Source organism: Kribbella alba, assembly GCF_039529635.1.
Classification (GTDB): Bacteria; Actinomycetota; Actinomycetes; order Propionibacteriales; family Kribbellaceae; genus Kribbella; species Kribbella alba.
In genome coordinates this window covers 172,133-192,713 of record NZ_BAAANE010000004.1, presented here as the reverse complement: position 1 = coordinate 192,713, position 20,581 = coordinate 172,133, and the positions used below count along the sequence as shown (strand labels likewise).

Annotated in this window: 20 protein-coding genes and 1 pseudogene; 6 read left to right on the top strand and 15 right to left on the bottom strand. The window is 68.5% G+C overall.

The window, feature by feature from the left end; all coding sequences use genetic code 11:
• Both ABD210_RS07590 and ABD210_RS07585 read right to left on the bottom strand, forming a co-directional pair.
• A pseudogene (locus tag ABD210_RS07590) lies at window positions 1-1,379 on the bottom strand (hypothetical protein); the annotation flags it as partial.
• 230 nt (window positions 1,380-1,609) lie between these two features.
• The gene (locus tag ABD210_RS07585; protein ID WP_344110208.1) at window positions 1,610-2,800 is read right to left on the bottom strand and encodes a homogentisate 1,2-dioxygenase; all 1,191 of its coding nucleotides are present in this window, start codon (window positions 2,798-2,800) and stop codon (window positions 1,610-1,612) included.
• Window positions 2,801-2,901: 101 nt separating this feature from the next.
• On the opposite strand from ABD210_RS07585, the gene ABD210_RS07580 reads away from it, so the two are divergent.
• On the top strand, window positions 2,902-3,756 hold the full coding sequence (locus ABD210_RS07580; RefSeq protein WP_344110206.1) for a hypothetical protein: 855 nt from the start codon (window positions 2,902-2,904) through the stop codon (window positions 3,754-3,756).
• The gene (gene fahA / locus ABD210_RS07575) at window positions 3,753-4,955 is read left to right on the top strand and encodes a fumarylacetoacetase (RefSeq protein ID WP_344110204.1); all 1,203 of its coding nucleotides are present in this window, start codon (window positions 3,753-3,755) and stop codon (window positions 4,953-4,955) included. Before ABD210_RS07580 ends, fahA begins: the two co-directional genes overlap by 4 nt.
• Before the next feature lie 103 nt (window positions 4,956-5,058).
• Here fahA and ABD210_RS07570 read toward each other — a convergent pair whose 3' ends face one another.
• From ABD210_RS07570 to hppD, 7 genes are all read right to left on the bottom strand, one after another.
• On the bottom strand, window positions 5,059-5,469 hold the full coding sequence (locus tag ABD210_RS07570; RefSeq protein ID WP_344110202.1) for a hypothetical protein: 411 nt from the start codon (window positions 5,467-5,469) through the stop codon (window positions 5,059-5,061).
• 81 nt (window positions 5,470-5,550) lie between these two features.
• Window positions 5,551-6,795 (bottom strand): HAMP domain-containing sensor histidine kinase, encoded by a 1,245-nt coding sequence (locus tag ABD210_RS07565; protein WP_344110200.1) that lies wholly within the window; start codon window positions 6,793-6,795, stop codon window positions 5,551-5,553.
• Window position 6,796: 1 nt separating this feature from the next.
• A complete protein-coding gene (gene cseB, locus ABD210_RS07560; RefSeq protein ID WP_344110198.1) occupies window positions 6,797-7,495 on the bottom strand; it encodes a two-component system response regulator CseB in 699 nt (232 codons plus the stop codon).
• Window positions 7,496-7,501: 6 nt separating this feature from the next.
• Window positions 7,502-8,095, bottom strand: coding sequence for a hypothetical protein (locus tag ABD210_RS07555; protein ID WP_344110196.1), 594 nt, complete (start codon window positions 8,093-8,095; stop codon window positions 7,502-7,504).
• A 131-nt stretch (window positions 8,096-8,226) separates the two neighbouring features.
• The gene (locus ABD210_RS07550; RefSeq protein WP_344110194.1) at window positions 8,227-9,612 is read right to left on the bottom strand and encodes an FAD-binding oxidoreductase; all 1,386 of its coding nucleotides are present in this window, start codon (window positions 9,610-9,612) and stop codon (window positions 8,227-8,229) included.
• A 42-nt stretch (window positions 9,613-9,654) separates the two neighbouring features.
• Window positions 9,655-10,125 (bottom strand): hypothetical protein, encoded by a 471-nt coding sequence (locus ABD210_RS07545; protein ID WP_344110192.1) that lies wholly within the window; start codon window positions 10,123-10,125, stop codon window positions 9,655-9,657.
• Between the two features lie 162 nt (window positions 10,126-10,287).
• Window positions 10,288-11,490 carry a 4-hydroxyphenylpyruvate dioxygenase gene (gene hppD, locus ABD210_RS07540; RefSeq protein ID WP_344110190.1) on the bottom strand — a complete coding sequence of 401 codons (1,203 nt, stop codon included), beginning with the start codon at window positions 11,488-11,490 and terminating at the stop codon, window positions 10,288-10,290.
• 156 nt (window positions 11,491-11,646) lie between these two features.
• Between hppD and ABD210_RS07535 the strand changes: the two genes are divergently transcribed.
• Entirely contained in the window at window positions 11,647-12,120 is a 474-nt protein-coding gene (locus ABD210_RS07535) for an Lrp/AsnC family transcriptional regulator (protein ID WP_344110188.1), read from the top strand.
• 29 nt (window positions 12,121-12,149) lie between these two features.
• Here the strand turns inward: ABD210_RS07535 and ABD210_RS07530 are convergent, their stop codons facing one another.
• A complete protein-coding gene (locus ABD210_RS07530; RefSeq protein WP_344110186.1) occupies window positions 12,150-12,794 on the bottom strand; it encodes an IclR family transcriptional regulator in 645 nt (214 codons plus the stop codon).
• A gap of 55 nt (window positions 12,795-12,849) precedes the next feature.
• Here ABD210_RS07530 and ABD210_RS07525 point away from each other — a divergent pair, with 55 nt between their 5' ends.
• Complete coding sequence (locus tag ABD210_RS07525) at window positions 12,850-13,563, top strand: hypothetical protein (RefSeq protein WP_344110184.1); 714 nt, start codon at window positions 12,850-12,852, stop codon at window positions 13,561-13,563.
• A gap of 1 nt (window position 13,564) precedes the next feature.
• On the opposite strand, the gene ABD210_RS07520 is transcribed toward ABD210_RS07525, so the two are convergent.
• The gene (locus ABD210_RS07520; protein ID WP_344110182.1) at window positions 13,565-14,800 is read right to left on the bottom strand and encodes an MFS transporter; all 1,236 of its coding nucleotides are present in this window, start codon (window positions 14,798-14,800) and stop codon (window positions 13,565-13,567) included.
• Between the two features lie 25 nt (window positions 14,801-14,825).
• Window positions 14,826-16,619, bottom strand: coding sequence for a DEAD/DEAH box helicase (locus ABD210_RS07515; protein ID WP_425552642.1), 1,794 nt, complete (start codon window positions 16,617-16,619; stop codon window positions 14,826-14,828).
• 159 nt (window positions 16,620-16,778) lie between these two features.
• Between ABD210_RS07515 and ABD210_RS07510 the strand changes: the two genes are divergently transcribed.
• On the top strand, window positions 16,779-17,042 hold the full coding sequence (locus ABD210_RS07510) for a DUF3039 domain-containing protein (RefSeq protein WP_344110180.1): 264 nt from the start codon (window positions 16,779-16,781) through the stop codon (window positions 17,040-17,042).
• Between the two features lie 12 nt (window positions 17,043-17,054).
• On the opposite strand, the gene ABD210_RS07505 is transcribed toward ABD210_RS07510, so the two are convergent.
• From ABD210_RS07505 to ABD210_RS07495, 3 genes are read right to left on the bottom strand one after another with little or no spacing between them, the layout of a single operon-like run.
• Window positions 17,055-17,612 carry a YqgE/AlgH family protein gene (locus ABD210_RS07505; protein ID WP_344110178.1) on the bottom strand — a complete coding sequence of 186 codons (558 nt, stop codon included), beginning with the start codon at window positions 17,610-17,612 and terminating at the stop codon, window positions 17,055-17,057.
• Window positions 17,609-17,986: a VanZ family protein gene (locus ABD210_RS07500; RefSeq protein WP_344110176.1), complete on the bottom strand. Its 378-nt coding sequence runs from the start codon at window positions 17,984-17,986 to the stop codon at window positions 17,609-17,611. The genes ABD210_RS07505 and ABD210_RS07500 overlap by 4 nt, the downstream gene beginning before the upstream one ends.
• The gene (locus ABD210_RS07495) at window positions 17,986-19,416 is read right to left on the bottom strand and encodes an NAD-dependent malic enzyme (RefSeq protein ID WP_344112013.1); all 1,431 of its coding nucleotides are present in this window, start codon (window positions 19,414-19,416) and stop codon (window positions 17,986-17,988) included. The genes ABD210_RS07500 and ABD210_RS07495 overlap by 1 nt, the downstream gene beginning before the upstream one ends.
• 114 nt (window positions 19,417-19,530) lie before the next feature.
• On the opposite strand from ABD210_RS07495, the gene ABD210_RS07490 reads away from it, so the two are divergent.
• Entirely contained in the window at window positions 19,531-20,526 is a 996-nt protein-coding gene (locus ABD210_RS07490) for a LacI family DNA-binding transcriptional regulator (protein ID WP_344110174.1), read from the top strand.
• Window positions 20,527-20,581: the final 55 nt, after the last annotated feature.

The following is a 20,581-nucleotide window of genomic DNA, read 5'->3' as shown; positions in this document are numbered from 1 at the left end:
GCGGTGTCAGGCGCGTTCGTGGTGTCGTCCACGTCGGTGGTGTCGTCCGGGTCCGCGGTGTCAGTTGCCCGTGGGGTGTCGCCGGTGCCGGGCGCATCGGCCGGCCGCGCGCCGACACCGACGCCTGGTTCGCTGTCGGTCTGCGCGGCGTCATCGGCGCCGAGTCCGCTGCCGGCCCGCGCGGCGACGCCGACGCCGGGTCCGCTGCCGGCCTGCGCGGCGACGCCGACGCGGGGGCCGTGGTCTACCTGCGGGGTCGCGTCCTCTGCGCCTGGGGCGTCACCTGCTCCGGCTCCCGCGTCCGGCCGGATCCCGTCGGTCGGGCTCGGGCTCGGGACACCTGTCGGCGCCGGGTCGGCGACCGGCCCGAGATCGTCCTCGGTGGGCGTGCCGGCACCGGCCTGATCGGTCGCCGCGCACTGACCCGAGCCGCTCTCGGCCGCCGCCGCGGGCCCGGTCGGCACCGCAGGCCCGGTACGCGCCGCGGCCCCTGTGCGCGCCTCGGCCCCGGCCGGGTCGGTGCCGTCGTCGCCGGTGCCGCCGGTGCCGCCGTCGGCGCTGTCGGTGCTGTCGGTGCTGTCGTCGCCGGTGGTGGTGGGGTGGCGGGTGGTGAGGTGTTGGGCGATGTCGAGCAACTGGTGGGCGAAGGCCGGGTCGGCCAGGATCCCGAACGCCTTCGCCCGCCGCGCATCAAGACAATCACCATCGCCCAACGCGGCCAACGCGTCCGCGATCTGCCCGATCGTGGCGTTGAAGCAGATCACATCCCCGGTCGCGGCCCGCACAAACAACGTCGTGGTGCCGTACTCATCGGACTGCCCCGGCCACACCCCCCGCTTGCGGGCCTGCTCCTCGGCCGCGGCCCGCGCCGCCTCGGGATCGGCCTGCCACATCGCCGCCCGGACAATACTGGCCAACTGCACACCACCCACCGAATCGACAATGCCCGCGACCCGGGCATCAACGATCCCGGCCGCCTCCACCGTCAACCGCGCACACGCGGTCGCGACCTGACGCGCCTTCCACTCGGTCGCCCGGCCCGACTCGACCTGCGCCCACGTCAACGGCAACCGGTACCGCAACGCCAACCCCTGCCCCAGATACTTCGCCGCACCCCCCTTGGACATGCCCACCACCGCGCCATACTCGGCCGGCGCGAACTCCGCGATCCCCGGACACCCCGGACCACCATGAAACGCCACCCGCTCATCCCCGGGAATCGCCCGGTCCGGCAGCACCGCGGGACTCGCGCACAACTCCGCATACCGCACCGCCAGCCGCAACCGCCGAGTGTTCACCTCCCGGTCCAACACATACAGCTCACGGGACTCGGCCAGCGTCTCGGCCACGCCCAACTCACCCACATCCCGTCCGAACATGTGTTCGACCCTACGCCCGCCCGGGAACCCCGAGCAAACCCGCAACCATCCCGTTCGCCCTTATCCACAAGGGAAAACATCACACCCCACCCAGCCAAAAACCGGATATACAGGCATGCTGTAAACGATCGGCGATCCCTGGCGCCACGCACACCCCAGCCGTCGACCGAGCGACAACGAAGCGGCAGCCACACGCCGACGGAAGCGCGGAGCGAGGCAACGTGGAAGTACTACGTCCGACGCCCAGCCCACGTCCACGCGTAGACCCCGTCGTCCACCTCGGCCCCGCCCTCTCCGAGCTCCAAAGGACGGAACGTGTCCACCATGACGGCCAACTCCTCGAAGCTCTCGGCGCCGAGAGAGGCCTCGATGGCGGACGGTTGGGGACCGTGGGCGTAGCCGCCGGGGTGGAGGGAGATCGACCCCAGGCCGATGCCTGAGCCCTTCCGGGCTTCGTAGTCGCCGCCGCAGTAGAACATGACCTCGTCGGAGTCCACGTTGGAGTGGTAGTACGGCACCGGCACCGAGAGCGGGTGGTAGTCCACCTTGCGCGGGACGAAGTTGCAGATGACGAAGTTGTTGCCTTCGAAGACCTGGTGCACCGGTGGCGGCTGGTGGATCCGGCCGGTGATCGGCTCGAAGTCGCTCACGTTGAAGGTGTACGGATAGAGGCAGCCGTCCCAGCCGACCACGTCGAAGGGGTGCGTGGCGTACGTCATCCGGCTGCCGACGATGCCGCTCGGGCCGTTGCCGCGGTGCTTGACCAGTACCTCGACGTCATTGCCTTCGACAACGAACGGTTGGGCCGGCGTGTGCAGATCGCGTTCGCAGTACGGCGAGTGCTCGAGGAACTGACCGTAGCGGCTGAGATAGCGCTTCGGTGGCGCGATGTGGCTGTTGGCCTCGATGCAGTAGGCCTGCACTCCGTCCGCGCCCGGCAGCCACCGGTGCGTGGTGGCTCGCGGGATCAGCACGTAGTCGCCCTCGGCCGCGGTCAGTACGCCGAACAAGGTCTCGACGGTCGCGGAACCCTTCTCCACGTAGACACACTCGTCACCGGTGGCGTTGCGGTAGTACGGCGACGGCTGCTCGGCCACCACGTACGAGATGCGGACGTCGCCGTTGCCCAGCACCAGCCGGCGGTGCTCGACAGCGTTGTACTCCGCGCCTGACTTGAACAGGTCGTGCAGCTTCAGGTGCCGTGGCGTCAGGGGGTGGTTCGGGGTGGTGGCGAGGTCGGGCAGGTCCCAGACCTGTGAGTCGACGATCGCCGACGGCACGCCCGCGTGGTACAGCAGCGACGAGTCTGACGAGAACCCCTCCTCGCCCATCAGCTCCTCGTAGTACAGCCCGCCGTCCGGCTTGCGGAACTGCGTGTGCCGCTTCGGCGGGACCTGGCCGACCTGCCGGTAGTACGCCATCTCTGCTTCTTCCACTCCGCACCGCACGGATGCTGACTTTACTAGTACGATAATCGGACGCTTGTGTCCGCTTACCGAAAGCATCCGTTAGGCTCGCAAGCATGTCAACCATCCCTGCGCTGTTGCGGCACCTGGTCGACGACGCCTCGATGTTCCCGCCGGGTGATCTCCCCCTGGTCGACGCCGTGGCCGCGCACCGGGCTCACCTGCAGTCGGAGTACGCCGATCTGGTCGGGCCGTTCGTCTGCACCGACGAGGACCTGATGAAGGTGGCCGCCGAGGCCGCTCGCGCCGGCGGCACGCCGCTGGAAGTCGCCGTGGTGATCACCGGGGGCGCCGGCGGCATCGAGCCGGCTGTCCGGTACGGCGACCGGTCCCCGGACGTCGTCGTCAAGGCGATCGAGGTGCGGTTGCGGGCCGAGGACGATCTGTCCCGCAACGCGCTCCGGGTGGTTCGCGCCTGCGACGACTGCCTGGACGAAGAGAGCGCTTTCGTGGAGATCGGGCTCGACGGAGCCTGGGAGCGCGCCCTCGACGTCGTCGCCGACGCGGGGTATGCGGCCAAACTCCGCACAGGCGGACTCGACCCGTCGCTGTTCCCGTCGGCGGAGCAGATCGCCGCCTTCATCACGGCCTGCCTCGATCGCGAGGTCGACTTCAAGTGCACGGCCGGCCTGCACAACGCCGTACGGCACACCGCACCGGACACCGGTTTCGAGCATCACGGCTTCCTCAACGTGCTACTCGCCACCCGCGCATCACTCGACGGCGCAAGCCAGGACCAAGTGGCCGCAGTACTGGAGACCCGCGATGGTGAAACGCTCGCCACGCGAGCAGGTGAGTTGTCCGAGGATCAGGCCGCCGGGACGAGAAGATGGTTCACCTCGTTCGGCTCGTGCAGCATCGACGAACCCCGCCACGACCTGATCGCACTCGGACTGCTGGAGAAGACGTGACCTGGATCGAGATCGCCGAGAACTCCCCATTCGGACCGGAGAACCTGCCGCTGGGCATCTTCCGGGTCGGCGACGAGGAGCCCCGGATGGGAGCCGCGATCGGCGACCAGGTGATCGATCTGGCCCCGCTCGCGTCGGCGCAGATGCTGGACGGCTCGCAGTTCGCCGAGCCGTCGCTGAACGCCTTCCTCGCGCTCGGCCGGCCCGCCTGGCACGCGACCCGCGAGTGGCTGCTGGAGCTGGTTCGCAACGAGAACGAGCGTGATTCGGTCGAGCCGTACCTGATCCCGCAGTCCGCGGTGACCATGCAACTGCCGTTCGAGGTCTCGGACTACGTCGACTTCTACGCGTCCGAGCACCACGCGACCAACGTCGGCAGGCTCTTCCGCCCCGATGCCGAACCCCTGCTGCCGAACTGGAAACACCTACCGGTCGGCTATCACGGCCGGGCCGGCACGGTTGTTGCCAGCGGCACCGACATCGTCCGCCCGTCCGGCCAGTGGAAGGCGCCGGGTGCTGACGCCCCGACGTACGGGCCGTCCCAGCGGCTCGACATCGAGGTCGAGCTCGGGTACGTCGTGGGCAGTCCGTCCATCCTCGGGCGACCGGTCCCTATCACGGATTTCAAGGAACATGTGTACGGCGTGGTGCTCGTGAACGACTGGTCCGCAAGGGATCTGCAGGCCTGGGAGTACGTGCCGCTCGGGCCGTTCCTCGGCAAGTCGTTCGCCACCTCGATCTCGCCGTGGGTGGTCTCCCTCGATGCCTTGGAGGCGTCGGCCGTTCGGCTGGGCAAGCAGGAACCGCCGGTGCTGCCCTATCTGGCGGGCGAGGAGCTGACGAACTTCGACATCACCTTCGAGGTGTACTGGAACAGCGCGCTGGTCAGCAGCCCGCCGTACCGGGAGATGTACTGGTCGCCCGCGCAGATGCTCGCCCACCTGACTGTCAATGGGGCCTCGGTACGCACGGGCGATCTGTTCGCGTCCGGCACGGTGTCAGGTGGCGAGAAGGACCAGCGCGGCTCTTTCCTCGAGCTGAGCTGGGGCGGCCGCGAACCGGTCACCGTCGACGGCGAGCCCCGCACGTTCCTCGAGGACGGCGACGAGGTCACCATCACCGGCTGGGCGGCCACGCCCGACGGCACCAAGATCGGCCTCGGCTCCGTCACCGGCCGCATCCTGCCTGCTGTGTCGTGAGGCGGTGCGCTGGTTGCCGCCCGCAACCAGCGCACCGGAGTACCAACGACACAACGCCGACGACGTCACTCCCCTCCCCGGAAGTCGCGCCGTCGGCGTGTCGTCACTTGGTGATGTTGACGGCGACGGCCGCGCTGCCCGTGCCCGCGGCCACCACGCGGAACTTGTTCACGCCGACCCGGCCGCTCTTCACCCAAACCGAGTAGGTGGACGTGCTGGTCACCTTGGTGGTGGCCGGGAAGTTCACCCACTTGCCAGTCTCCAGTCGCTGCACCTGGACCGTGGTGTTCTTGGCGATCCCGGTGGTCTTGCCAGTCAGCGAGACCTTGGACCAGGCCTTCGCCGTGGTCTTGTCGGACTTGATGGTGAGCGACTTGGCCGTGACGGCGCTGGTGATCCGAGTGGTGTCCGGCGTGGCATTGGCCTGCAGAGCACCGGCCACCCCGACCCCACCGACGGCCAGAGCAACACCCGCGACGACAGCGGCGGAACGGCGGACAAGCTGAGTACGCATCTTCTTGGTTTCCCCTCGTATGTAAAGGGTTCTGGCGAACCCGACGTGAGAGGAGACGCCGCGGCGGAGCGAATAGTTGTGTTACGACTCCGTCTCAGGACTGTCGGGCAACACCAGCCGCGCGCACGCGCCGCCTGTTGTGGCAGTGCCGAAGGTGAGCTCGGCGCCGAGCACCTTCGCGTGCCCCGCCGCGATGGTGAGGCCAAGGCCGTGGCCGACCCCGCGCTCGGCCATCCCGGACCGGAACCGACGGGGGCCCTCGGCAATCAGTTCCTCGGGATACCCGTCGCCGTGGTCGACCACCTCGATGGTCCGGCCGTGCACCGTGACCTCGATCGGCGGCCGGCCGTGCCGCAGCCCGTTCACGATCAGGTTGGCGAGGATCCGCTCAATCCGGCGCGAGTCGGTCGAGACGGTCTCCTCCGGCCCGATCCGCCGGACCACCACACTGTCCGGTGCCAGCGACTGCTGCATCCTCAGCCGTCCGACCGCCGATCCGACGAACGCCCCGAGGCCGACGTGCTCCAGATCGGCCTGCTCGACGCCTGAGTCGAACCGTGCGATCTCCAGCAGGTCCTCGACAAGTCGGCGCAGCACCTTCGCCCGGTCCCGGACCAGTTCACTCGGCCGCCCGGGCGGTAACAACTCGGCAGCGGTGAGCAGACCCGTCACCGGAGTCCGGAGGTCGTGCGCGACGTCTGCGGTGAACCTTCGCTCGGCCTCCAGCTGGCCGCGCAACGAACTTGCCATCGTGTCCAGGGCGGTGGCCAGCGACTGCACCTCGTCCTTGCCCTTGCCGGCCGCGCCCGCCGCCGACGCGTCGAGTTCACCCGCCGCGATTCGACGCGCAGTACCGGCGACCGCGACGATTCGGCGGGACAGGCTGCCGGCCGCGATCACGCTGACCAGAGCGACCATCGCGACCGTACCGATGCCCCCCAGGATCAGGGCTCGGCGCAGCGCGTTCATCGAGGCGTCGCTGGTGTCGTAGTCCTGGACGATCGACAGGATCCTGCCGTCCTTGACCCCGACCGCCGCCCACATCTTGGCGTTCGGCGAACCCGTCTTGAAGGTCGCCCGCTTGCCGTGCAGCACTGCGTCGCGCAGCGGTTGAGGCAACTCCGGGTCATCCAGGCGGGAGCCGAACAGGGGCACGTCGTTGCGGTCGTAGCTCTCCGCCGCGAGCTGGATCCGCTCGTCGGCGGCGCTCCTGATCCGGTCCAGCCTGGACGACTGCGCCTGACTGTAGACCGCGACGCTGAGAACGAGGATCGCGAGTGAGGAGACGAGCAGGAAAATAAGGCCCAGCTTGCTGCGAAGCCCCACTTCAGGCCCGCAGCTTGTATCCGAACCCGCGCACCGTCTCGATCCGGTCCGCGCCGATCTTCGTCCGCAACCGCTGCAGGTGGACGTCGACCAACCGGCCGTCGCCACCCCACTCGTAGTCCCAGACCCGCTGCAGCAGCGTAGACCGGCTCAGCACCACGCCCGGGTTGTTCGCGAACTCGATCAGCAGCTTCAGCTCGGTCGGGGTGAGCTGCACCGTGCTGCCGCCGCGCCGGACCTCCAGCGCCTCGCGATCGAGCTCCAGGTCGCCGAACGACTCCACGCTCGCGCCGGTCGCCGGGGCGGGCCGCTCCGGGTCCACCACCGCGCGCCGCATGACCGCGCGCAGGCGTGCCACCAGCACCTGGGTGTCGAACGGTTTGGTGACGTAGTCGTCGGCGCCGGCCTCCAGACCGAGCACCACGTCCAGCGCGTCACCGCGGGCGGACACCATCACGATCGGGACCGTGCTGCTCTCCCGGATCCGACGGCACACGGAGATGCCGTCCAGGCCGGGCAGCATGATGTCCAGCATCACCGCGTCGGGATGGATCTTCTCGAAACTCTCGATCGCCTCCAGGCCGTCCTCGGCCGTGGTGACGTCGTACCCGTGTCGCTCGAGGGTCAACTGGGTTGCCTCACGGATCACCGCGTCGTCCTCGACCATGAGGATGCGCGCTGCCGGTTCTTCCGGTACCACCGAAACTCAGTCTCCCTTTTGGTCCTGCGAGCTCACCTTGATCATCTGTCGACCGTTCCAACGGTAGACCTCGACCCGAGTTACAGACGGACAGCAAGGCTTGTCGTCCACCGCGAATATTTCGGACTCGATGATCAAGTCACCTTGCTGACTGGCACTGATCTTCAACTGATCGGCCTTCAAACTCCAAACCCGCCGCGGCCCGGTCGGCTCGACGGCGATCAGGAAGGCGCCGAAGGTGAAGTTGTCCACAGTGTGGATCGTCACGACGAACTGTGGCTGGGCGCTGTGCAGTACGTTGGCGGTGGGACCGCGCCTCAAGCAGCGGTCGATCGCCAGGCACCTGACCAGCACGCTGCGCGAGAAGCCGTCGAGGCTCTTGTCGGCGAGGAGCTTGATCCGGACCTGGGCCAGGCTGACGGTGACCGGCGCCACCTTGGCCGGGCCGCCCTCGGTGCTCATGATCGACGGTGTCGTCGGCGCCGAACTGACGGGTGTCTCCGCGCCCTCGACCCGTAGGCCGCCGCCGTTCGCACAGCCGGTGAGGCCGAGCAGGGTGAGCAGCACCAGCGTGGCAGGCAGCAGTTGCCTAGCTCGCATGGGTCGCCTCCAACCGTGCCTCATCCACATCCCCCGGGCGTTTCAGACAATTGCCTTCCATAGTGCGGCCAAGACGTCACATTCGACGGCCATGGACGTCCTGTGGCCCCGGCAGTTCCATTGCGGTTGGGTCACAGCTGGTCTAAGCCCACGACCTTGCCGGGATTCAGGATGTTTTTCGGGTCCAGCGCGGCCTTGATCGCCCGGTGCACCGAGACGGCGACAGGACCGATCTCCTGGACCAGCCAGTCGCGCTTGAGCACGCCGACACCGTGTTCTCCTGTGATAGTGCCACCGAGTTCAAGCCCGATCTCCATGATCCGGTCGAAGGCGACCTGGGCCCTGCGAGCCTGCTCGGGGTCGGTGGCGTCGAAGACGACGGTCGGGTGCATGTTGCCGTCACCCGCGTGCCCGAGGACGCCGACGGTGATGTCGATCTCGGCCGCGGCCGCCTCGATCGCGCCGATGAACTCGGCCAGCCGGGAGCGAGGCACGCAGACGTCGTCGATCATGGTCGTCCCGAGTTGGTCCAGCGCGAGCAGCGCCGCCCGGCGGGCCTCGAGAAGCAACTCTCCCTCGGCGGGATCCTCCGCCTCGATGCACTCGATCGCGCCGTACTGGCGGCACAGCTTCGCCACCGTCGCCACGTCCGCGGCACCGGCCTCGCCGCCCGCGTCCGACTGTGCGATCAGCATCGCCGCCGCCTCGGTCGGCAGATCCATCCGCTTGAAGTCGTTCACGGCCTTGATCGTGGTCCGGTCCATGATCTCCAGCAGGCTCAAAGACACGCCGCTGCGGATGATCTCGATGATCGCCTCGCCGGCGGCCACCCCGGAGTCGAACAACGCGGCCATCGTGCGCGGCCGGGCCGCCTGCGGGCGCAGCGCCAGGGTCGCCTCGGTGATGATGCCGAGCGTCCCCTCGCTCCCGACGATCAGCTTGGTCAGGTCGTAGCCCGCGACGCCCTTGACCGTACGCCGCCCGGTCCGCAGCACCTGGCCGTCCGCCAGGACCACCTCGAGGCCGAGCACGTAGTCGGTGGTCACGCCGTACTTCACGCAGCACAGCCCGCCCGAGTTCGTCGACAGGTTGCCGCCGATCGAGCAGAACTCCCAACTGGAGGGATCCGGCGGGTAGAACAACCCCTGCTCGGCGACCGCCCTGGACAGCACCGCGTTGAACACGCCCGGCTGCGTCACGACGTACCGGTCGACCGGCTCGATGGCCAGGATCCGGTCCATCTTCTCCAGCGAGATCACGATGCAGCCGTCCAGCGCGTTGGCGGCGCCGGACAGGCCGGACCGGGCGCCCTGCGGCACTACGGGCACCCCGGCCTCGGCCGCGATCCGGACAGCCGCCTGGACGTGCGCGGTCTCCCGCGCCAGCACGACCGCCAACGGCTCACCGGCCGGGCAGAACATCGCCCGGTCGTACCGGTAACTCTGGATCCGGTCGCGATCGGTGACCAGCGCCTCCGGCGGCAGCGCCTGCGTCAGGCGCTCGACAACGTCACTCATACCACCGGAGCCTAGGCCGAATTCGGCTGCGCGGCAGGTCGGTCAGCGGGTCCGGTCTGTCTGGTTGTCTGAGATCTTCTCGTAGCCGCCGCCGTAGTCGTGGAACTCGCGGGCCACAGCGACGAAGGTCGCGCTGGTGTCCAGCGACCTCACCTTCGGCGTCCGGCAGGTCCGCTGCCCGGCGACCACCGCACCGGTGCCACCATTGCTGTCGCAGGAGAGCACCCGGCCGTTGTTGGATCCGCCGTACTGGACCAGGTACGCGCTGGTCAGCGCGTACTTCGGTAGTCGCGAGTCCATGGTGACCTCGGCCCAGTACTGCGAGCAGTTGTCGCGGATCAGCCGGACGTCGCCCCAGCCAGGCGGCCTGTGGTCGCGGAAGATCTGCGCTGACGAGATGGATCTGGCACCCGAGCAGTTGGCGGCCTGCACCGCCTGAGCTGGTTGGACCAGGGCGAATACGCCTCCCCCGGCCAGGCCCGCGGTGCTGAGCAGAATGCCCAGTGTCTTCATCGGAAACCCTTCCTGAGCGTACGCCCCGACGCACACTCATTGGGCAGGGTACGCGAACTGCCCCTGACCTGACAGTCAATCCGTTAATCGGACACGGACTGTTTACTTGCGCATTGCAACGACCGATGCCGGCCCACGTTATGGGCCGGCAGCCGATCGTTTCTAGAGATTTCCGCGGCGCTCCTGCTCGCGCTCGATCGCCTCGAAGAGGGCCTTGAAGTTGCCCTTGCCGAAGCCGAGCGAACCGTGCCGCTCGATCAGTTCGTAGAACACCGTCGGGCGGTCGCCGATCGGCTTGGTGAAGATCTGCAGCAGGTAGCCGTCCTCGTCGCGGTCGACCAGGATCCTGCGCTGCTGGAGTTCCTCGATCGGGACCCGCACCTGGCCGATCCGCTCCCGCAGCTCGGGGTCCTCGTAGTACGACTGCGGCGTGTCGAGGAACTCGACACCGTTGGCCCGCATGATGTCGACGGTCCGGAGGATGTCGTTGGTGGCGAGCGCGATGTGCTGGGCGCCGGCGCCGTCGTAGAACTCCAGGAACTCGTCGATCTGGGACTTCTTTTTCGCGATGGCCGGCTCGTTCAGCGGGAACTTGACCCGGTGGTTGCCGTTGGCGACCACCTTGCTCATCAGCGCGGAGTAGTCGGTGGCGATGTCGTCGCCGATGAACTCCGCCATGTTCACGAAGCCCATCACCTTGTTGTAGAAGGTCACCCAGTCGTCCATCTTGCCCAGCTCGACGTTGCCGACCACGTGGTCGACCGCCTGGAAGAGCCGCTTGGGGTGTCCCTCCGGACGAGTCACCGCGGTCTTCGCCTCGACGAACCCCGGCAGGTACGGCCCGTAGTACCGGCTGCGGTCGATCAGTGAGTGCCGGGTGTCCCCGTACGCCGCGATCGCGGCGCGGCGGATCGTGCCGTGCTCATCCGTGATGTCGTGCGGCTCCTCGAGCACGGTGGCTCCCTGGCCGCGGGCATGCTCGATGCACTTGTCCACGTTCGGGACCTCCAGCGCGATGTCGGCCACGCCGTCGCCGTGCTTGCGGTGGTGGTCGTGCAGCGGGCTGGCGGGGTGGACGCCACCGGTGATCACGAACCGGGCCGACCCAGCCTTCAGCACGAACGCCTTGCTGTCCTTGCTGCCGGTCTCCGGGCCGGAGTACGCGACCAGGTCCATGCCGAAGGCGAGCTGGTAGTACTTCGCGGTCTGGGTGGCGTTGCCGACCACGAACACGACGGCATCCATCGCCGTGACCGGGAACGGGTCGGTGCTCTCGTCGTACGGCACCAGTCCGACGAGCTGCTTCAGCTGGTCGAGGTCGAGATCGGCGTCGAGCTCTGCGGGGGTGAGGTCGGTGCTGGTCATCGTGGTCCTCCCGGTCGTCGTTCGGCTTGGGGTGAGCCTTGCGGGCGACGAACAGGTTGCGCAACAGTTCTCTACTTCACTGATCAGGTTGTCCAGTATTCTCAGGGTGCTATTGGGCTATTTGGTCACCCTGACCACTCATCAAAGGAGGCCGCTGTGGCTGCTGTCGACGCCTTGGACGCCCGCATCCTCGATCTGTTCGCCGCCGAGCCGCGGGTCGGCGTGCTGGAGGCGTCGCGGCGGTTGGGGGTCGCGCGGGGGACGGTCCAGGCGCGGCTCGACCGGTTGCAACGCGACGGCGTGGTTCGTGGTTGGGGCCCCGATGTCGACACCACCGCGATCGGCTACCCCGTGACTGCTTTCGCCACGTTGCAGATCGAGCAGGGCTCAGGCCACACGACGGTCGCCGCCGCATTGGCCGCGATCCCCGAGGTCCTGGAGGTGTACACGATCACGGGTGCCGAGGACCTGTGGTGCCGCATCGTCGCCCGCTCCAACGCCGACCTGCAACGGGTGATCGACCAGGTGGTGATCGTCCGAGGGATCCAGCGTGCCTCGACGGTCATCGCCCTGGCCGAGCAGGTGCCCCACCGGGTCCTCCCGCTTCTGCACGCGGCGACGCAGCCGTAAAGCCGGGCGTGTCGCGGAGCGTCCGGGGGTCAGGCTAGGCGCTTGGCGACCTCGACGGCGGCGCGGGCCACGCGAGGGCCGACGAAATCGCGGTCGAGTTTACCGAGCACGACGACGCCGATGGAGGCCTCGACGCCAGGCACGCCCAGCACCGGGGACGAGACTCCTTGCGCGCCGGCCTGGAGTTCGCCGGCGGTGATGACGAAGGGCCGTCCAGCTGGGTCCGGCTTGCGGCGGCCCGCGAGGATCGCCTTACCGGCCGCGCCCTGGTCGAGCGCGTGGCGGGATCCCATCCGGTACGACACGTGGAAATCGGTCCAGCTGGGCTCGATGACGGCGATCGCGAGCGCCTCGTCCCCGTCGGCCACGGTCAGGTGGGCCGTCGCACCGGTGTCCTCGGCCAGGGAGCGCAGTACGGGCAGGGCTGCGTCCCGCAAGGTGGGCTGGACGCGACGGCTGTAGTGGAGCACCGCGAGGCCGAGCCTGGCCCGGCCCTCGCTGTCGCGCCTCACCAGGCGATGGAGCTCCAGGGTGTTCACCAGGCGGTAGACGACCGTCCGGCTGACCCTCAACGAAGCGGCAAGCTCGGTGATGGACAGACCGTCCGGGGCGTCCGCCAGCAGCTCGAGGACGGTCAGTCCCCTGTCGAGAGTCTGCGACGTCTCTGCGGGCACCACCGAAGCGTAACCGTTTTTCGGCCGCGGCCCGATGGCCCCGTATCTTGCTGCCGTGCGAAATTACTGGGCGCTCCTCCCTGCCATCGCCGTTTGCGTCGTGCTGATCCTGATCTACGCAGTCCCGACGCTGATCAACCCGCAATGGAGCAGCAACGTTCTGGGGATGTTCCGGCAGCAGTCGGAATTGCAGCTCGGACCGAAACAGATCCAGTCGCGCCGGATGCTCGCGGGTGCCTTGGTGATCGCCGCATTCGCACTGATCGGCTTCAACGTGTCGCTGAACCGCGAGGCGAACGGCTGCTACCAGGCGGCCAAGGCGTGGGGCGCGATCGATGACAAGACCCAGACGGCCGACCCGTGCGTCGACATGATTTTCGGCAGCTTCTTCGGTGACGGCGGCGGCGAGGTGCTGGAGAAGACCCAGCAGCCCGTGCCGGCGTACCAGCTGGTGAAGGGCAAGAAGCCGAAGTACCTCAACTGGATCCAGCACCGGCCCTCGTACGACGGCCTGGACCTGGTGGTCGGCATCGGCAGCGACTGCGCGAGCGACCTGAAGGTGATCCAGGGCGAGGACAAGATCACGGTCCTGGTCGACCAGACCGAGCCGTGCCCGCAGTCCAAGGATATCTCGGTCCTGCCGGTGAAGCTCAAGCAGCCGCTGGGCGCCCGGAAGATCGTCACCGTCGACGACAAGCCGCTGGAGCAGATCAATCCGGATCTGGATTCGTGGGGCAGCGTGCTGAAGAAGCTCGCCACCGGCGGCTGAACTACCGAAGCGCGCGGACCGCGGAGTCGTAGCGGCGGAACGGCTTGTTCGACGCGAGCAGGATCAGCAGGCCGACGATGCAGACAGTCGCGCCCCCGAGCAGTGCGATGGTCGGCGTGGTGAGCGACGCGGTCGTCCCCGCCACGAAGTCTCCGAGCCTCGGACCACCTGCGACCACCACGATGAAGACGCCCTGCAGCCGCCCGCGCATCGCGTCCGGGGCCGCCGACTGCAGCACTGTGTTGCGGTACGCCGAACTCACCATGTCCGCGGCGCCCGACAGCGCGAGCAAGGCGACTCCCAGCCAGATCGTGCGGGACAACCCGAACAATCCGACCGCCGCGGCGTACACGGTGATCGCTGCAACGATCGCCACACCCTGACGCCGGACCCGGCTGACCCAGCCGGAGAACAGAACGCCGATCAGCGCGCCGATGGCAGGGGCCGCCTGCAACAGACCGACGGTTCGTACGCCGCCCCCGAAGAAGGCGCCGGCCACCGCGGGGAAGAGCGCGCGGGGTTGCGCGAAGACCATGGCCAGGATGTCGGCGACGAAGGTGGCGAGCAGGGCCGGTGCCGCTCTGAGGAAGGTGAATCCTTCGAGGACCGATCTGAGCCCGGCCCGTCGTACCAGGCCGGTCGGGGGAACCGGCGGCAGGCGGAACAACGCGTACAGCGCAGCGGTGAAGGTGATCACGTCGATCAGGTAGGCCGCGCCGAACCCCTGCCAGGCGATGACGGCCGCACCCAGCAGCGGGCCGGCGGTGAAGCCGAGGTTGAAGGCGGCCTGGCTGAGGGTGTTCGCAGCCGGTAACAACTCCGGGCGGATGAGCCGCGGGATGATCGCTGAACGCGCCGGGTTGTTCACGGCGAAACACGCTGACTGCACGGCGACCACGGCGTACAGGAGCCAGACGCGGTTCCAGTGCAGCTCCGACTGGACGACGAGCAGCATCGAGAGCAACCAGAGCCCGATGGACGACACGAGCGCGAGGGTGCGACGGTCGACGGCATCAGCCATCGCCCCGCCGTACAGGCCGAAGACGATCAGCGGGACCAGCGAGGACAGCCCGACCAGCCCGACCGCGAAGGTGGAGTGCGACAACGCGTACACCTGAATCGACACAGTGACCGCGGTCATCTGCTGCCCGAGTTGCGAGACCGTCGACCCGATCCAGAGCCGCCGGAAGTCCGCCGACTCCCTCAACGGGCGGATGTCAGTCAGCAGGCGGGCCACAAGGCAGAACCTATGTCACGACCGGCTAAGCGCGGCGTTGGGTGGCCCAGTCCCGGATGAGCTCGATCCGTTCGCGGAGTTGGGTGGAGGAGGCGTGGGCCGCGGCCGGGCCGCCCAGTTTGCGGCGGAGGTCGTTGTGGATGACGCCGTGCGGCTGGCCGGTCCGGTGGTGCCAGGCGGCGACGAGGCCGTTCAGCTCGCGGCGGAGCAGGGAGACCTGCTCGTGGGTGGCGAGCTCGACCGGGGTCGGGTCGTCGCCCCTGGTCGCCGTGCCCCGCTGCGAACGCTTCTGGGCCGCGAGCGACTTGGCCTGGCGCTTGCGGAGCAGTTCCCTGACCTGATCCGGTTCGAGCAGGCCGGGAAGGCCCAGGAAGTCGAGCTCCTCATCCGAGCCGAGGTCGCCGCCGGTGCCGTAGTCGCCGCCGTCGAACACCACCCGGTCGAAGCTGGCGTCCGAGCCGAGCGCCTCGAACTTCGCGTCCAGGTCGTCGCTGGCCCCCTCGGCCTGGTTCGCCTTCTTGAGCAGGTCGTCCTCGAGGGCGAAGATGTCGCCGTCATCGTTGCTGTTCTTCCGGCCGAGGACGTGGTCGCGCTCGACCTCCATCTCCGCGGCGAAGCTGAGCAACCGGGTCACCGACGGGACGAACACCGAGGCGGTCTCGCCGCGCTTGCGGGCCCGGACGAACCGCCCGACCGCCTGTGCGAAGAACAGCGGCGTCGAGGTCGGCGTCGCGTAGACCCCGACCGCGAGCCGCGGTATGTCGACCCCCTCGCTGACCATCCGGACGGCGACCATCCAGCGCTGCTCACCCTCGGAGAACGCGGCGATCTTCTTGCTCGCCGCCTTCTCGTCCGACAGCACGACGGTCGGCGCCTCGCCGGTCAGCTCGCGCAGCACCTTGGCATAGGCGCGGGCGGTGTTCTGGTCACCTGAGATGACGAGACCACCCGCGTCCGGCATGTGCCGCCGTACCTCGGTCAGCCGTTTGTCCGCGGCCGACAGGACAGCCGGCATCCACTCGCCTGTCGGGTCCAGCGCAGTCCGCAGGGCTTGTGCGGTCAGGTCCTTCGTCAGCGGTTCACCGAGTCGGGCAGCGACCTCGTCTCCGGCCTTGGTCCGCCACCGCATCTCCCCGGAGTACGACATGAAGATGACCGGCCGTACGACGTGGTCGCGCAGCGCGTGACCGTAGCCGTAGGTGTAGTCCGCCTTGCTCCGGGCGACCCCGTCGTGGCCGTACTCGTAGGTGACGAAAGGGATCGGGTTGTCGTCGCTGCGGAACGGCGTCCCGGTCAGCGCCAGGCGACGCGTGGCCGGCTCGAAGGCCTCGCGGACGCCTTCGCCCCAGCTGAGCGCGTCACCACCGTGGTGCACCTCGTCCAGGATCACCAACGTCCGGAACCTCTCGGTCCGGACCCGGAAGGCCAGCGGGTTCACCGCGACCCCCGCATAGGTCACCGCTACGCCCTGGAAGTCCTTGTTCGTCCGGCCTCTGCGGCCGGCGAAGGCAGGGTCGATCGCGATGCCGGCCCGGTCGGCGGCATCGGCCCACTGGACCTTGAGGTGCTCGGTCGGCGTGACCACCGTGATCCGTTCGATCAGCCGCCGCTGCAGCAACTCGGAAGCCACGGTCAGCGCGAAGGTGGTCTTCCCCGCGCCCGGTGTCGCGACCGCCAGGAAGTCCTTCGGTTGCTGGTCCAGATAGAGCTTGAGCGCCTCCGCCTGCCACGCCCGCAGCTTGCTCGCAGTACCCCAAGCAGCGCGGTCCGGGTAGGCCGGAGGAAGCACGGCTGGTGTTGCTGGCGCGTGCGAATCCACGGACGGCGTACTCCCCCGATAGTCGACTGTCGGCCGTGCAGGAACGTTACCCGAGAACTTCCACAAGGTCAGATCGGCAGGCACCAGATGCCCCGCCCCGTATCTCTCCTGTGGAGAAAGTGCGGGAGTTGCCGAGCGTGTCGACCTACACTCGTGGGCATGAGTACTCAGCTGAGCCCCGGCGCAGAGACGGTCATCGACGAGCGGACCAAGCCGTCGCTGGACGAGGGCGATCACGAGCGGTTCTCGCACTACGTGCCGAAGGACAAGCTCACCGAGGCGATGGTGATGGGCACCCCGGTGGTCGCCCTGTGCGGCAAGGTCTGGGTCCCGAGCCGCGACCCACAGCGTTTCCCGGTCTGCCCCGAGTGCAAAGAGATCTGGGACTCGCTCAACCCGGGCGACGACGACGGCGACGAATAACCGCCTGCGGGGTCAGTTCTGGGTGGGGTCGTCCGGGTAGGTCGCCAGGTACGCCATCTGGTCGTGTTGGCGGCGGAGGACCCGGCGCCAGAGGCCTTCGGGCCGGAGGCTGAAGACGTCGTCGGGCTCGGAGGGTACGACGTACCAGGCGCCCTCGGTGATCTCGCCTTCCAGTTGGCCGCCGCCCCAGCCCGCATAGCCGGCGAAGATGCGCATCCGCTGGATCGCGCCCTCCAGCAGGGCGGGCGGGACGTCGAGGTCGATCAGGCCGATCCGGCCGAAGCATTCGCGCCAGCCGGGTGGGTCGGCGGACTCGATCACCTCGGCGACTGCGAGGGCGCTGTCGGTGCCGACCGGGCCACCCATGAACAGGACGCCTGGTTCGCTCACGGTCGTCGACCAGTCCGACAGCACGCTGTCGACCTCCAGGTCGGCGGCGCGGTTCACCACCACCCCGAGTGCGCCGTCCTGGTCGTGATCCAGCAGCAGGATCACCGAACGGCGGAAGGGCGGCTCGTCGAGCAACGGGGTCGCCACCAGCAGCGAACCGGTCAGGGTCGAGGCCGTCATGCACCCATCATGTCGTGTCCGGCAACCTTTTTGGTCCGCAGGACCCGGAAGCCGAGCCAAGCGCCCAGCGCGACCCCGACCAGATCGGCCAGCGAGTCGAACGGATCACCGCTGCGATGCGGCAGCAGGAAGTGCTGGACCAGTTCGCTGACCACAGCGTTCGCGGCCAGAACCGGCAGCAACCAGCGCGCCGGCAGACCTACCCGCAGGCCGAGACACGCGACCGAGCCGAACAGCAGCAGGTGAGCCACCTTGTCGGCGTACGGGAGGCCCGTGTCAGGCCCGGCCTGCCGCGGTGAGTACAGGCCATACAGGTGAATCAGGCAGGCCAGCACGAAGCCGGCCCGCCACAACCGCACCCGCCACGGTGCCACTACAGGGCAGGCGAGTCGTCCGGGAACATCTCGGCCGCCGGCGCCTTGCCACCCGCCGCGTCTCGGACCGCATGCGCGACCATCGTGTGCACCTCCGGGTGGAAGACGCTCGGCACGATGTAGTCCGCGTTCAGTTCGTCGTCGGTGACCACGCCGGCCAGTGCCCTCGCGGCGGCCAGTTCCATCTCGATCGACACCTTCGACGACTGTGCGTCCAGCAGGCCGCGGAACACCCCGGGGAAGACCAGCACGTTGTTGATCTGGTTGGGGAAGTCGCTCCGCCCGGTCGCGACCACCGCGGCGTGCTCATGAGCTGCCGCCGGGTCGACCTCGGGGTCCGGGTTCGCCAGCGCGAAGACGATCGAGTTCTCGTTCATGGTGGCGATGTCGTCGCCGTTCAGGATGTTCGGCGCCGAGACCCCGATGAACACGTCGGCCCCGGACAGCGCACCCTTGAGGTCGCCGCTGTACTTCGCGGCGTTGGTGTTCTCCGCGATCCAGCGCAGCTCCGGCGACAACCCGTCGCGCTCGAGGTGGATGACCCCGGCGATGTCGGCGACGATCGTGTCCTTGACCCCGGCCGCGATCAGCAGCTTCAGGATCGCCGTACCGGCCGCACCCGCACCTGACAGAACCACTCGCACTGCGCTTATGTCCTTGCTCACCACTCGCAGGGCGTTCAGAAGTGCCGCCAGTACTACGACCGCCGTACCGTGCTGGTCGTCGTGGAAGACGGGGATGTCCAGCTCCTCCCGCAGCCGGGCCTCGATCTCGAAGCAGCGCGGCGCAGAGATGTCCTCCAGGTTGATGCCGGCGAACCCGGGTGCGATGGCCTTGACGATGTCCACGATCGCGTCCGGGTCCTGGGTGTCGAGGCACAGCGGCCAGGCGTCGATCCCGGCGAACCGCTTGAAGAGTGCGGCCTTGCCCTCCATCACCGGCAGCGCCGCCTTCGGACCGATGTTGCCCAGCCCGAGGACTGCCGATCCGTCGGTCACCACGGCGACGCTGTTGCGCTTGATGGTCAGGCGTCGGGCGTCCTCGGGGTTGGCCGCGATGGCCAGGCAGACCCGCGCAACGCCTGGTGTGTAGATCATCGACAGGTCGTCACGGTTGCGGATCGGGTGCTTGGTCTCCATCGAGATCTTGCCGCCGAGGTGCATCAGGAAGGTCCGGTCGGAGACGCGGCCGATCTCGACGCCGGGCACTGCCCGCATCGCCTCGACCAGCCGGCCGGCGTGCTCGGTGTCGGCGGCCGCGCAGGTCACGTCGATCCGCAGCCGCTCGTGCCCGGAGGCGGTCACGTCGAGCGCGGTGACGAGGCCGCCGGCCTGCTCGACCGCGGTCGTCAGTTTGCTCACCGTCGAGCCGCCCGCAGGCACCTCGAGGCGGACGGTGATGGAGTAGGAAACGCTCGGCAAGGCAGTCACGCCCGCGATCTTCTCATGCCGTCCGAACCGGCCAGAGGTTCCGTACATTGCGTGCACCGTCAGTCGCTGGGTAATCCTTTACTCGACAGCTAGGGTGTGGCCCTGGGAGGTGTGATGGCAAGGATCAGCGATGTCGCGGCCCGGGCCGGGGTCTCGACGGCCACTGTTTCGAGAGCCCTGAACGGCAAGTCCACCGTCGACCGGGACCTGGTCGCGCGGGTGCAACGCGCCGCCGAGGAGCTCGGCTACCAGCCGAACGGCCCGGCCCGGAACCTGCGCCGCCAGGAGGCGGCCGTCGTCGCCCTGATCATCTCCGACGTGGAGAACCCGTTCTTCACCGCGATCGCCCGCGGCGTCGAGGACGTCGCGCACGAGGTCGGCTACTCCGTGGTGCTGTGCAACTCCGACGAGAACGCCGAGAAGGAGAGCCGCTACATCGACGTCGCGATCCAGGAACGGGTCGCGGGCGTCATCCTCTCCCCGACCGGCACGACGTCCTCCGTCGAGAAGCTGGCGGCTCGCGGCACGGCCTTCGTCGCGGTGGACCGCCCGCTGCCCCACCAGGACAGCGACGTCGTTCTGGTCGACACGAGACTCGCCGCGAAACAGGCCACGGCTCACCTCATCGCGCAGGGTTACGAGCGGATCGGCTGCATCACGGGACCAGTCGGAGTCCGTACTGCGGACGACAGGCTCGCCGGATACCGCGATGCCCTCAGGGCCGCGAAACTCCGCAGTACCACCAAGCTGGTACGGCGAACGGAGTACAAGGCGGCCGGGGCGCACCGCGCGGCGCAGGAGCTCCTCACCCAGGCCGAACCACCCGACGCGTTGCTCGTCGCGAACAGCGCGATGGCGGTCGGCGTGCTGCAGGCCCTGCAGGAGCACGGGATCCGGCCGGGCAAGGAGGTCGGGCTGGTGGCGTTCGACGACGCGCCCTGGGCTGAGCTGGTGGATCCCCCGCTCTCGGTGGTCGCCCAGCCGGCGTACGAGATCGGGGCGGTGGCGGCACGGTTGCTGTTGGCAAGGATCGCCGACAGCACCCGGCCACCGACCACCACGACTCTCGGGGCCCGCCTGATCGAACGCGGCTCCTCCCACCCCGGCTGATCACCCCACCCTTGCGTCCGAAGAGGCGCGGGGCAGGACCTCCGCTCCTTCGGAC